This is a genomic window from Micromonospora sp. R311, assembly GCF_056780015.1.
In genome coordinates this window covers 160,156-172,998 of the sequence record NZ_JBSWCE010000001.1, presented here as the reverse complement: position 1 = coordinate 172,998, position 12,843 = coordinate 160,156, and the positions used below count along the sequence as shown (strand labels likewise).

Here is a 12,843-nt window from a genome sequence, read left to right as displayed (position 1 = left end):
GGAGCCGTCATGGAGATGACACCGGCTCGGCCGGAGCGCGAGGAGGTCGCCGCGCGACTGCTCACCTCCTCGCTGCGGACCAGCTACGACCCGACCGTCGAGATCGACTGGGACGCGCCGCCGGTGCCCGGCGCCTACTGGCTCCCGCCGCACCGCAGCAGCCTCTACGGCACCCCGCTGTGGGACCGGCTCGGCGAGGAGCAGCGCGTCGAGCTCACCAAGCACGAGGTGGCCAGCGCGGCCAGCGCCGGGGTGTGGTTCGAGACGATCCTCATGCAGATGCTGATCCGGCACTACTACGACGCCGACCCGACCAGCCGGCACGCCCAGTACGCGCTGACCGAGGTCGCCGACGAGTGCCGGCACTCCATCATGTTCGGCCGGCTCATCGAGGCGATGGGCTGCCCGGTCTACCGGGCGAGCCCGGTCGACCACGCGCTCGGGCGCTTCCTCAAGGCCACCGCCAGCGGCCCGCGGATGTTCGCCGCGATCCTCATCGCCGAGGAGATCCTCGACGCGTTCCAGCGCGAGATCATGGCCGACGAGTCACTGCAACCGCTGATCCGGATGGTGTCGCGGATCCACGTGGTCGAGGAGGCGCGGCACGTGCGGTTCGCCCGCGCGGAACTCACCCGCCAGGTCGAGGCCGCCGGGCCGCTGGGCCTGTCGTACGCCCGGCTGCTGATCGGCCGCGCCGCCTGCGCGATCGCCGACCGCCTGGTCCATCCCGACGCGTACGCCGCGGTCGGCATTCCGCCGGCGGCCGGCCGCGCGGCCGCCCGGGCCAACCCGCACTGGCGCGCCACCCTGCGCTGGTCGGCGGCGAAGGTCTACGACCACCTGGCCGGCCTCGGGCTGGTGGCCGGGCCGGGACGGCTGCTCTGGAACCGCGCCGGCCTCATCTGACCGGCCCGGCGCGACGCATGCTGCCCAAGTCGGGCAGGCGTCAGGCGCCACCGACCCTCGGTCGCCGGTGGTCGGTGAGCCGCAGTCCGACCCCGCGGACCGTGTCGATGGTGACGCCGGTGCCCAGGTCGGTGAGCTTGCGTCGCAACCGCTTCACCACCGACTGGACGTCCGCCCTGCGCCGCAACCCCTCGTCCCGCCAGACCGACCGGTGCAGCTCCGCGTAGCTCCAGACCCGCACCGGCTCGGTGGTCAGGCAGGTCAGCAGGTCGTGCTCGAGCCGGGTCAGGCCGACCTCCCGACCGCGGCACCGGGCGGTGGACCGCGCCGAGTCGATGAGCAGGGTGCTCTCGGCCGCCTCAGCGGCGGCGGCCCGTCGGCGCGGACGACCGTTCGCGTAGCTGCCGCGGGGTGGCGATCAGCCGGCGCAGCTCGTCGAGGTCGGCGACGAGCAGCAGGGGCGCGATGCCGTCGAGGCGCTCGGCGAGCCGGATCCGCTCGGCCGCCGACGGGGTCACGGCGATCAGCAGCGGGAACAGTTCGTCCGCCGGATCGGACCCGCCCGGCACAGTGCTTGCGTCGTCCTCGGCCACCGCACCCGCCCGGAAACGATGGGCAGCAACTGCCCAGCTTCATCGTCGTCTGACAATATTCGGCAACCTTGCCGCCAGTCAGCAAACGGTTAGTGACAAGTTGCTCACGGCAAGTTCTTGATCGTCCTTTCCGCTAGATCATAGTGTCCAGTCGGGCAGCCGGCGTGACCCGCGCGGTGCCTGGGGAGGCACGGAGGGGTCCGTCGTTCCGCATCCATCCACAGGGAACGCACCTCCTGCCTCACCAGGGCTCACTCAACTCTGGGTCGTTCTGAAGGAGGCAGCACCGATGGTCAGACGTCCACACAGGAGGCGCACAGCCAGATCGCTGGTGAGCGCCGCCGCGGCGATGGTTCTCGCCGCGGCAGGTTTGGCCGCGACCGGTACTGGCGCGCAGGCGGCGCCGGCCGGGGCGGCAGCAGGTGCGGCCTCACCCTCGGACAAGATCCGACCCGATCTCGCCAAGCAGCTCGAAGGCAAGAGCGAGACCGACTTCTGGATCCGCTTCACCGCCCGGGCTGACCTCAGCCAGGCCAGGGGCAGCAAGGACTGGGCGCAGCGGGGCACCGCGGTCGCGGAGGCGCTGAAGAAGACCGCCGCCGAGAGCCAGGCCAAGATCCGGGCTGAGCTCGACGGCGCCGGCGCGAAGTACCAGGCCTTCTGGGCGACCAACGCCATCAGGGTCAGCAGCGGCTCGCTGGCGATGGCGCAGGACATCGCCGCCCACGCCGAGGTGGAGGGCCTGTACGCCCCGGTCGTCTACCAGGTGCCCGAGACCACGAAGGGCACCGACGAGAAGACCGTGAACGCCCTCGAGTGGGGCATCGCGAACATCAACGCCGACGACGTCTGGTCCCAGTACGGCGTCAAGGGCGAGGGCATCACCATCGCCAACATCGACACCGGCGTGCAGTTCGACCACCCGGCGCTGGTGAACTCCTACCGCGGCAACAACGGCGACGGCACGTTCGACCACAACTACAACTGGTTCAACGCCGCCGGGACCTGCGCCACGCCGTGTGACGGGGACGGTCACGGCACCCACACGATGGGCACCATGGCCGGCTCCGACGGGACGAACCAGATCGGCGTCGCGCCCGAGGTCACGTGGATCGCGGCGAACGGCTGCTGCCCCAGCGACGCGGCGCTGGTCAACTCCGGGCAGTGGATGCTCGAGCCGACCGACCTCAACGGCCAGAACCCGGACGCCAGCAAGCGGCCGAACATCATCAACAACTCGTGGGGCACCCGGCTGCCCTCCAACGACCCGTTCATGGAGGACGTGACGCTGGCCTGGGCGGAGTCGGGCATCTTCGGCGTCTTCTCCAACGGCAACAGCGGCCCGGCCTGCCAGACCAGCGGCTCGCCGGGCAGCCTGGCCAGCAACTACTCCTCCGGCGCGTACGACGCCAACAACAACATCGCCAGCTTCTCGGCCCGGGGCGCCGGGCAGAACGGCCAGATCAAGCCCAACATCTCGGCACCCGGGGTGAACGTCCGCTCCAGCATTCCGGGCAACGGCTACGGCAGCATCAGCGGCACCTCCATGGCCGCCCCGCACCTCGCGGGGGCGATCGCGCTGCTCTGGTCGGCGGCGCCGGCGCTGGCCGGTGAGGTCGACGCGACCCGTGCCCTACTGGACAACACCGCCGTCGACAAGGAAGACGCCCAGTGCGGCGGCACCGCCGACGACAACAACGTGTTCGGCGAGGGCCGGCTGGACGCCCTCGCGCTGCTCAACGCCGCCCCGATCGGCGACACCGGCACCCTGGCCGGCACGGTCACCGACGCGGCCACCGGCGCCCCGGTCGCGGACGCCACGGTGACCGTGACCGGCCCGGCGTCCCGGCAGCTGACCACCGGGGCCGACGGGACGTACTCTTCGCTCCTCCCGGTCGGCGACTACCAGGTCGCCGTCGCCGCGTTCGGCTACCAGCCCAGGACGGTGCCGGCGACGGTGACCCGGAACGCGACCACGACGGTCAACGTCGCGCTGACGGCGGTGCCGAGCGTCACGGTCAGCGGGGCGGTCACCGACGGCTCCGGACACGGCTGGCCCCTCTACGCGAAGGTGAGCGTCGTGGGCACGTCGGGGGTGTCCGACTACACCGCGCCCACCAACGGCCGCTACAGCCTCACGCTGCCGTCCGGAGCGACCTACACGCTGAAGGTCGAGGCGCAGTACCCGGGCTACCAGACGGTGACCAGGGAGGTCGTCGTCGGGGCGGGCAACGTCACCGCCAACATCGCCGTGCCGGTGCAGCCGAACGCCTGCACGACCGCACCCGGTTACACGTTCGGCTCCGACGGTGTGTACGAGACCTTCGACGGCACCACCGCGCCGGCCGGCTGGACCGTGGTCGACCACGCGGGCACCGGTCAGGTGTGGAAGTTCACCGACGACGGCAACCGCGGCAACCTGACCGGCGGCACCGGCAACTTCGCGATCATCGACAGCGACGACTACGGCTCCGGCGGACGGCAGGACACGTCCCTGGTCAGCCCGGTCGTCGACCTGACCGACGTCGCGGCCCCGGTGATCCGGTTCAACCAGGACTTCAACTGGTTGGGTCCGGACCGCGCCGATGTCGACGTCAGCGTCGACGGCGGTGCCACCTGGGCGAACGTGCTCCGGCAGGCGGCCGACGTACGCGGACCGCGGGTGACCGAGATCCCGATCCCGCAGGCCGCCGGGCAGGCGCAGGTGCAGGTCCGCTTCCACTACTACGACGCCTCCTTCGAGTGGTGGTGGGAGGTCGACAACGTCCTGATCGGCAGCCAGGTCATCTGCCGGCCGACCAACGGCGGGCTGGTGCTCGGCCACGTCCGGGACGCCAACGACAGCGGCTACGTCAACGGCGCCACCGTCACCAGCAAGGACCGGCCGGCGGAGAAGGCCACCACCGTGGCCACCCCGGACGACACCGAGCTGGCGGACGGCTTCTACTGGCTCTTCTCCTCGCTGACCGGACCGCACCCGTTCACGGCGGCGGCCGGGAACTACGTCAGCCAGACCAAGACCGTGGACGTCCAGGCCGACTGGGCGACCGCGGCGAACTTCCGGCTCGCGGCCGGCCGGCTGTCGGTGCAGCCGGCCCAGGTGAGCGGGACGCTCCAGATGCCCACCGGCAAGCTCAGCAGGACGTTCACGGTGACCAACACCGGCGGGGCGCCGGTCGACGTCGAGTTCAGTGAGCGCGAAGGCGGGTTCGAGCTCCTCCGGGCCGACGGGTCCCGGTTGACCGAGCAGCAGGTGATCGGGTCCGACGGCGCGCCCGAGCAGCGGCTCGACGTCCCGACGTCCTTCGCGGCGAGGGCGTCCGGCATGTCGGGCAACGCGACGTCCGCCGCGGTCGGCCCGCAGGCCGCGCCGTGGACGGACATCGCCGACTACCCGGCGAACGTGATGGACAACCGGGTGGTGAACCTGGACGGCAAGGTGTACTCGATCGCCGGCGGCAACGGGTCGGCGTCCACGACGAAGAACTTCGTCTACGACCCGGTCGCGCAGACCTGGGCGCCGATCGCCGACCTTCCCGAGGCGCGCAACGCCATGACGGTGGGCGTCGCGGGTGGGAAGATCATCGCGACCGGCGGCTGGGCGGCGGCCGGCCCGTCCGGCACCACCTGGTCGTACGACCCGGCGGCCAACGCCTGGACGAAGGTGGCCGACAACCCCGCGGCGCGCTCCGCGGCCGGGCAGGCGGTCGTCGACGGCAAGCTCTACGCCATCGGCGGCTGCACCACCTCGGCCTGCACGCCGATGTCGAACAGCGTGGTCCGGTACGACCCGGCCGGCGACAGTTGGGAGACGCTGCCCAACTACCCGAAGTCGGTGGCCTTCGCCTCCTGTGGCGGGATCGACGGCGTCGTCTACTGCACCGGTGGCAACGACGGGTCCGCGTCGCAGAAGGCCAGCTACGCCTTCGACCCGGGTGCCAACGCCTGGACCGCCATCGCGGACGCGCCGGCCGACAACTGGGCCAGCTCGTTCGCGGTGGCCAACGGCAGGCTCCTGGTCGTCGGCGGTTCGCAGGGTGGGGCCATCACCAACGCCGGCTTCGCCTACGACCCGGCCACCAGCTCGTGGTCGACTCTGCCGAACGCCAACACGCCGCGGTACCGCGGTGGCGCGGCGTGCGGCTTCTACAAGATCGGTGGGTCGTCCGGCAGCTTCACCGCGACCCCGGACAGCGAGGTGCTGCCCGGGTTCGAGGAGTGCGCCGAGGCGGCGGCCGACGTCAGCTGGATGACGATCGACAAGACGTCGGCCACGCTGGCGCCGGGTGAGAAGGTGACGGTCACCGTCGGGATGACGGCGAACGTGGACCAGCCGGGCGCCTACACCGCCTTGGTCGGGATCAAGGAGAACACGCCGTACTCGGTGCCGCCGGTGGCGGTGACGATGAACGTCAATCCGCCGAAGACCTGGGGCAAGCTGATGGGTACGGTCACCGGGACGAGCTGCCAGGGTGTCAACTCGCCGCTCCCCGGTGCGGTCGTCCAGGTCGACTCGTGGGCGATGTCGTGGACCTTCGCCACCGACGCCGAGGGCAGGTACGCCTACTGGCTGGACCGCCGGAACAACCCGATGACGATGATCGTCGCCAAGGACGGCTGGAAGCCCCAGACGCGCCAGACGAGGGTCGTCACCACCGCTCCCACCGTGGAGGACTTCGCACTGTCCCCGATCCGCTGCTGACCTGATCGTCACCTGACCGGTCCGGCCCGCCTGGTGATCCCACCAGGCGGGCCGCACCACGTCCGGCGGCCCCAGCCGCGGCGGCCGTCGATGGTCAGACCGGAGCGAGCCGGAAGCCGACCCCGCGCACCGCGTGGATCGTCGCCGAGGCGTTCAGCCGGGCGAGCTTGCGCCGTACCCGCCGCACCACCGAGTGCATGTCGGAGCCGCGGCCGAGATGCTCGTTGCCCCAGACCTCGCGGTGCAGCAGTTCGTAGGTCCAGACCCGTCCGGGCGAGCCGACCAGGCACAGCAGCAGGTCGTGTTCCAGCCGGGTCAGCTCGATCTCGCGGTCCAGCCAGCGCAGCACCCGTCGGTCGGAGTCGACGGTCAGGCCGGGCGGTGGCGTGTCGGCATCCGTCCCGGCCTCGGCCGGCACCACCCCGTCCGGCGGCGCCACCGTCGCCTCGCGCGGCGGCTCGACCACGTCGAGGAACCTTCTCGCCTGGTCGACGCTGGACACGATCAGGAACGCCTCCGACCCGCCGAGCAGGTGCGCGAGCTGCCGGCGCTCGGCCGGCGAGGAAGCAATGCCGATCGCCAGGGACGCGACCCGGATCCCCCTCATTCCCCACCTCTTCCCCCCACGATTTCGGGACGCTCATCGCGCGACGTCCGTCAATCATTTGAGACCCTAGTAAGGCCATGTATCAGTACGGTTAAAGACAGTTGCGCGAAGGCATCCATGAATGCGATCGAGATTGTCGCCGCAGCGCTGTAAACGTTTTCATCATGGCTTGACCGAATTCACCGGATCGTCTGCTGCGGAGGGTCGGGGGTCGGCTGACGGAAGGTGGCTCGGCCTGCTCGCGGATCGGGCGTCCGCCCGGCGGCGCCGCGGGCTCGGCCTGCCGCCGAGCTGTTCCTGTGCAGTGGGCTGTCGCATCGCCCAGGCGCCTGGTGGCCCGCCCGGCGGTATATCGCAGAAGGACGGAAGACGGTTGAAATAGTAATGCAGCTCGATGTGCCGGAACAATATCGCAGCTGCGCTGCGTGGCGCGCGGGCCGGGTTCACAATATCCGTTTCCGGGTCGAAAACCGCGCGACGGATTTCCGACACCGCATTGACGTCCTTCCCGCTGTCGATGGCGGTCGGCCAACGGCGGGAAGCGGCGCCGGGCAGTTCCGGCTCCCCGCCCCGACGCGGCCGTCGGCGAGCCCGGAACCGCCGCCACGGCGCGGTGAGCCGCCCGGCGGGCACCCGCTCGGGGGCCGGGACTGCTCTAGGCTGGGCGGCGGCCGGTCCGGTCGCGACCGGGTGACCCGCGGGCCGACGCTGCCCGGTGGACGACCGCGGGGGCGTCGAGGAAACGGATGCGGCTGTTCGACGAGGGCGAGGCGCCGATCCCGCTCACCCTGCTCTCGGCGCAGACCTTCACCACCGGGGTGCTCAACCTGGTCTACGCCCCGGCCCCGTCCGCCGGCGACGCCAGCTACGAGGACGCCAAGGCCCACCTGCCGCAGGCCTGAGGACCGGGGCCACGGCCGTCGACCCGGCCGTCGACCGTCCAGCACGCCGCCGGCCGGCGCCGGCGGCGTGCGCGGGACCAACGGGGACGGCGGCGTGCGCGGGCCGACCCCGGGGACGGCCGGCCGGGCTGGTCAGCTACGGGCGGGCGACCACCCGTCGGCGACGATCCGACCGGCGTCCCGGCCCTCGCCGAGGAAGAGCGGGCCGTCCCGGTCCGCCGCGACGATCCGGTCGACGTAGACCCCCCGGCCCTGGCTGGAGACGTCGGTGCTGCTGCTCCAGCGCAGGTGGGTCGCCTGCTCGGGCAGCTCCACCGACGCCTGCCACCAGACCCGGCCGCCGTAGCCGGTGACCGCGCCGTCGCTGGTCCAGCGTTGGTCGCCGTGGCGGAGCAGCATCCGGGTCGGCGCCCAGGTCGCGCCGCCGTCGGTGGAGACCTCGAACCGGGCGCTGTCGTAGCGCGGCTCGGTGTCGTACCAGAGCAGGAAACTCGCCGTGCCACCGCGCGCCGCCCGGCGCAGCGGGGCGGTGAGGGTGACCGTCGCGAGGTCGCGCGGGTCGGCCCGCCAGGCCTCGCGCGACCGGGGCCGCACCGGCATCGCCTCGGCGAGATCCCGCGCGACGGCGCGCCGGGCGACGTTGTTGCTGCCCCAGCCGCGGTCGGGGTGCACCCGGTTGCTGAGCAGGATGAGGAACGAGTGGGCGAGCGGGTCGATCACCAGGGAGGTGCCGGTGAAGCCGGTGTGCCCGAACGTCACCGGGGAGGAGAGCCCCATCATGTACCAGTGCTTGTTGAGCTCGAAGCCGAGCCCGCGGTCGCTCTCCGGATAGGCCTGCTCCAGCGGCGCGTTGTAGTTCACCAGCATCGCGCGCACCGTGTCGGGCCGCAGGATCCGCTGCCCGCGGTATTCGCCGCCGTTGAGCAGTGACTGGCAGAGCACGGCCAGGTCCGCCGCGGTGGAGAAGACGCCCGCGTGCCCGGCCACCCCGCCGAGCGACCAGGCGTTCTCGTCGTGCACCTCGCCCCACACCATGCCGCGCCCGGCGTACGGCTGGTACTCGGTCGCGGCGATCCGCGACCGGCGCTCCGGCCCCGGGTTGTAACCGGTGTCGGGCATGCCCAGGGGCGCGGTCACCCCGTCGTGGACCAGGTCGGCCAACGACCGGCCGGTCACCCGCTCCACCAGCACGCCGAGCGCGATCAGCCCCAGGTCGGAGTAGACGTACCGGGTGCCGGGGGTCGCCCCGGCCGCGAGCGGGGTGGCCAGCGCCGCGGCGAACCGCTCGGCCGGCGTCGGGTAACGGCTCCACAGTGGCGTGAACGCGGGCAGCCCGGAGGTGTGGGTGAGCAGCATGCGTACGGTGACCGCCGCCTTGCCGCCGGCGGCGAACTCCGGGACGTACCGGGCGACCGGCGCGTCCAGCTCCACCTGTCCCCGCTCGACCTGCTGCATCACCACGATGGTGGTGAACAGCTTCGACACCGAGGCCAGGTCGAAGATGGTGTCGGGTCGCATCGGGAGCTGCTGGTCGGCGGGAAGCTCCACCCCGACCAGCCCGGGCGGCGGCCCGACGGCGGAGTACCGCACCGCCGCCCCGACCGCCGCGTGCTGCACCACCACGCCGTCCTTGGCCGCCAGGACGACGGCACCCGCGAACGTGGGATGGCCGGGGTGGTCCGGGGTCGGCTCCAGGTATGCCGCCAGGTCGGCGGGCATCCGGTCCACGTGCTCGGGGAGCAGCCCCACCTCCGCGGCGCTGCCCGGCCGCAGCGTGTCGTGGCGGAACTGGAGGTCGGCGGGGGTGACGGCCGGCGGCGCGGAGCCGGCCGGGGGCCGCTCGGCGGCGGACGCCCCGGTGGCCGGGAGCGCCGCGCCCAGCACGGCCGCGGCCAGTCCGAGCGCCACGGCCCGCCGTGGCCACGCGGCCGCCGAGGCGGCGCGGACGGTGGGTTCGGCCATGGTCCCTCCTACCAGGTCAGCCCGTGGCCGTAGGGGTAGAGCACCGCCCCGCCGGCCGCCGGGATCGTGACGGGCAGCCGCCCGCCGGGGGACAGTTCGCCGTGCAGCGCGCGGACGAGAGCGTCCATCGCCGCCCGGGTGTACGAGTAGGTCGCCAGGTAGGTGGAGACGCCCGGCAGGTGCGCGATGTCGTACGGGTCCCGGACCGCCACCACGACCACGGGCCTGCCGGTGGCCAGCAGCGCCGCGACGAGCCGCCGCTGGCTGCCGCGCGGGTCGGTGATCTCGACGTCCCACGCCTTGTTCACCAGCACGACGGTGAGGTCGTGGTCGGCCGCCGCGGCGGCGGTCGCAGCGATCACCTGGTCGGACGGCAGGGTCGCGGGTCGGGCGGTGGCCCGGGCGCCGCGGGCGGCGAACCCGTCGGCGACCGTCGCGACCGGCGCGAAGGCGGCGCTGTTCCAGCCGGTGACCAGCACCGACCGGTCCGCGCGGGCGAGCGGCAGCAGCCCGGCGTCGTTGCGCACCGCGGTGAGCGTCGGATCGGTGACCCGGGCGACGGCGGCGACGTGCTCGGCCGCTCCGACGGTGCGTACCGCCGCCTCGACGTCGACCAGCGGGGACCGGGCCAGGCCCTGCCGGTACTTCATGGCGAGGATGCGCCGGACCGACTCGTCGATCCGCCGCTCGGTCAGCTCGCCGGTGGCCACCGCCCGCAGCACCGCGTCCCGGGCCAGCCGCAGGTTCGGTGGCATCAGGAGCTGGTCGGCGCCGGCCTTGAGCGCCAGCACCGGCACCCGCTCGTCGCCGTACTTCTGCCGCACGCCGGCCATGTTCAGCGCGTCGGTGACGATGACGCCGCGGAAGCCGAGTTCGCCCCGCAGCACGCCGGAGAGGATCGTCGGCGACAACGTCGCCGGGTCGCCGGACGGGTCGAGCGCGGGCACCACGATGTGCGCGGTCATGATCGATTCGACGCCCGCGCTGATCGCCCGCCGGAACGGCGGCGCGTCGATCCGGTCCCACTCCTCGCGGCTGTGGTCGATCACCGGCAGGCCGGTGTGGCTGTCGGTGGCCGTGTCGCCGTGGCCGGGGAAGTGCTTGGCCACCGCGGTCGCCCCGGCGTCGTCCTGGAACCCGGTGACCTGCGCGGCGGTCAACTCGGCCACCAGGGTGGGATCGGCGCCGAAGGACCGGACGCCGATCACCGGGTTGGCCGGGTCCACGTTGACGTCGGCGATCGGCGCGTACGGCTGGTGGATGCCGACCGCGCGCAGCTCGCGCCCGGTGATCTCCGCCGCCGTCCGTGCCGCCTCGGGTGACCGGCCGGCGCCCAGGGCCATCGAGCCGGGGAACTGGGCGGCGGGTGCGGGCATCCGCAGCACCACGCCCTGCTCCTGGTCGGTGGAGATCAGCAGGGGCACCCGGTCCTTGCCGCCGTCGCCGAGGGCGGCCCGTTGCAGGCCGTTGGAGAGGGTGGCGATCTGGCGAGGGCTGTCCAGGTTGTGCGACCAGGAGAAGTAGCAGACCGCGCCGAGGTGGAACTCCTCGACGACCTCGGCCGGCGTCTCGACGCCGAACGCGGCCCGGTTGGCGGCCCGGTCCGCGGCCGTCGGCGCGGTGGCGTCGCCGCCGTAGACGTAGGTGGCGAAAAGCTGGCCGACCTTCTGCTCCAGGCTCATGTGGCGCAACGTCGAGGTGACCCAGCCGTGCTCGGCGGCCGGCGGAAGCCCGGCGGTGGAGGCGGCGGTGGCCTGGACGGGGAGCGGTGCGAGGGAGGTGGCGAGGGCGGCCACCAGGACGGTCGCGGTGCCGAGTCGAGTCTTCATAGACGACGGCCTCTCAGTCCGGATGGCTGAAACTTAGCTACACTTCGATTAATCGTCAAGAAGGTTTGCTACATCCGGAGCGGGTGCGGGCGGGTGGTCAGGCGGACCCGACGAACTGGCTGACGTGGTACGCCGTGCTCCGGCCGTCGGGCGTCCTGGTCCACTTCGACACCAGGAGATGCAGGTCGTTGGCCCGCCGGCTGGACCAGGGGTGGATGAAGCCGCCGTAGAGCCCGGGCTCCTGCCCGGGGGTGACCTGCACCTTCTCGGCCGTCCAGACCTGGTCCGGCCCGCCCGCGGTGCGGGTGACGATGCAACCGGTGACGCAGTTGAGGTAGGCCATCACCCAGGTGCCGTCGGCGAGCCGCCGCACCGACGGCTCGCCGAACCGGCCGGTCAGGACCGGCGTGCACGGACGGCCCCAGCCCCAGGTGCTGCCGTTCCAGCCCCAGCCCTCGTAGGACTCGGGGTGGAACAGCCGGTCCCAGCGGACCCGGCGCAGCATCATCGGTCCGTCCTGGCGCCCGGAGCGCACCGAGAAGACGTACACCCAGTCGCCGTCGCGTTGCATCGTCCACATCTGGAACGGGTCGGTGTTGGCGCCGTTGTTCCACCACTTCAGCGGCGTACGGATGAAGTCGTTGCCGTTGTCGCTGTAGGCCAGTCCGGCGTAGCGCGACCGCCAGTGCGGCCCGGCGGGGCCGGCGGAGGCCCAGTTCTCGATGCTCATGTACGAGACGAGCTGGCGGCCGGTCTCGGGGAAGCTGATGCCGTCGTTGGGGATGACGGTCACCTCCCAGAGGCCGTCGATGCCGACTCCGTTGTGGCCGTTGTGCATCAGCTCCGGGGCGCGGCCGTTGCCGGCCACCCGGGCGGCGCTGTCGAAGACGACCCCACCGGCGGCGCCGGGGTGGACGTTGGAGCGCAGCATCACCGGGGAGCGCCAGTCGTTGGGCAGCGGTGGACCCTCCGGCCACGGGGTGTTGAAGGTGTCGCCGAAGAGGTATCCGATGGAGCCGTTCTCCAGCACGTACGGGATGCCGAGGTCGGTGCCGGCGACCTGCCACCGGTGGTTGGTGTCCAGGTCGGCGCCGGTGAGGCGCTTCTTCCAGGTGGCGGCCCGGGCGGCGGCGGGGGCCAGGATCGGCCCGACGGCCGCGGCCGCGCCGACCGCGGCGACCCTTCCGAGCAGTGTGCGGCGATCGATGGTCATGGCGGTAGTCAAGCGGGCGGTGGACGGACGAAGGATGTCTTCAGAGTTCCCTTCCCGCTCTGCCGGAAAATTTCGAGATTCCATTGACAGTCGTCGTGGTACGTCTCCAGACTCGCGGCAGTCGGAGCT

The 12,843-nt window shown here is 72.3% G+C and carries 9 protein-coding genes; 3 read left to right on the top strand and 6 right to left on the bottom strand.

Going from position 1 to position 12,843, the window contains the following annotated elements:
• Window positions 1-9 precede the first annotated feature (9 nt).
• Complete coding sequence (locus tag AC1WTP_RS00800) at window positions 10-906, top strand: AurF N-oxygenase family protein (RefSeq protein WP_481647300.1); 897 nt, start codon at window positions 10-12, stop codon at window positions 904-906.
• Between the two features lie 40 nt (window positions 907-946).
• On the opposite strand, the gene AC1WTP_RS00795 is transcribed toward AC1WTP_RS00800, so the two are convergent.
• A complete protein-coding gene (locus AC1WTP_RS00795; RefSeq protein ID WP_481647418.1) occupies window positions 947-1,162 on the bottom strand; it encodes a helix-turn-helix domain-containing protein in 216 nt (71 codons plus the stop codon).
• 103 nt (window positions 1,163-1,265) lie between these two features.
• Window positions 1,266-1,499: a hypothetical protein gene (locus AC1WTP_RS00790; RefSeq protein ID WP_481647299.1), complete on the bottom strand. Its 234-nt coding sequence runs from the start codon at window positions 1,497-1,499 to the stop codon at window positions 1,266-1,268.
• 331 nt (window positions 1,500-1,830) lie between these two features.
• Here AC1WTP_RS00790 and AC1WTP_RS00785 point away from each other — a divergent pair, with 331 nt between their 5' ends.
• Window positions 1,831-6,201 (top strand): S8 family serine peptidase, encoded by a 4,371-nt coding sequence (locus AC1WTP_RS00785; RefSeq protein ID WP_481647298.1) that lies wholly within the window; start codon window positions 1,831-1,833, stop codon window positions 6,199-6,201.
• A 94-nt stretch (window positions 6,202-6,295) separates the two neighbouring features.
• Here AC1WTP_RS00785 and AC1WTP_RS00780 read toward each other — a convergent pair whose 3' ends face one another.
• Entirely contained in the window at window positions 6,296-6,808 is a 513-nt protein-coding gene (locus AC1WTP_RS00780; RefSeq protein ID WP_481647297.1) for a winged helix-turn-helix domain-containing protein, read from the bottom strand.
• A 746-nt stretch (window positions 6,809-7,554) separates the two neighbouring features.
• Between AC1WTP_RS00780 and AC1WTP_RS00775 the strand changes: the two genes are divergently transcribed.
• Window positions 7,555-7,710 carry a hypothetical protein gene (locus tag AC1WTP_RS00775; protein WP_481647296.1) on the top strand — a complete coding sequence of 52 codons (156 nt, stop codon included), beginning with the start codon at window positions 7,555-7,557 and terminating at the stop codon, window positions 7,708-7,710.
• A gap of 132 nt (window positions 7,711-7,842) precedes the next feature.
• On the opposite strand, the gene AC1WTP_RS00770 is transcribed toward AC1WTP_RS00775, so the two are convergent.
• From AC1WTP_RS00770 to AC1WTP_RS00760, 3 genes are all read right to left on the bottom strand, one after another.
• Window positions 7,843-9,672, bottom strand: coding sequence for a serine hydrolase domain-containing protein (locus tag AC1WTP_RS00770; protein WP_481647295.1), 1,830 nt, complete (start codon window positions 9,670-9,672; stop codon window positions 7,843-7,845).
• 8 nt (window positions 9,673-9,680) lie between these two features.
• Window positions 9,681-11,501, bottom strand: coding sequence for a glycoside hydrolase family 3 protein (locus tag AC1WTP_RS00765; RefSeq protein WP_481647294.1), 1,821 nt, complete (start codon window positions 11,499-11,501; stop codon window positions 9,681-9,683).
• A gap of 97 nt (window positions 11,502-11,598) precedes the next feature.
• The gene (locus AC1WTP_RS00760) at window positions 11,599-12,714 is read right to left on the bottom strand and encodes a DUF4185 domain-containing protein (protein WP_481647293.1); all 1,116 of its coding nucleotides are present in this window, start codon (window positions 12,712-12,714) and stop codon (window positions 11,599-11,601) included.
• Window positions 12,715-12,843 lie beyond the last annotated feature (129 nt).

Excerpts from the sequence above, each read along its gene's own strand:
- AC1WTP_RS00760 (WP_481647293.1), bottom strand. The coding sequence starts at position 12,714 with ATGACCATCGATCGCCGCACACTGCTCGGAAGGGTCGCCGCGGTCGGC.
- AC1WTP_RS00770 (WP_481647295.1), bottom strand. The coding sequence starts at position 9,672 with ATGGCCGAACCCACCGTCCGCGCCGCCTCGGCGGCCGCGTGGCCACGG.
- AC1WTP_RS00765 (WP_481647294.1), bottom strand. The coding sequence starts at position 11,501 with ATGAAGACTCGACTCGGCACCGCGACCGTCCTGGTGGCCGCCCTCGCC.
- AC1WTP_RS00800 (WP_481647300.1), top strand. The coding sequence starts at position 10 with ATGGAGATGACACCGGCTCGGCCGGAGCGCGAGGAGGTCGCCGCGCGA.
- AC1WTP_RS00775 (WP_481647296.1), top strand. The coding sequence starts at position 7,555 with ATGCGGCTGTTCGACGAGGGCGAGGCGCCGATCCCGCTCACCCTGCTC.
- AC1WTP_RS00780 (WP_481647297.1), bottom strand. The coding sequence starts at position 6,808 with ATGAGGGGGATCCGGGTCGCGTCCCTGGCGATCGGCATTGCTTCCTCG.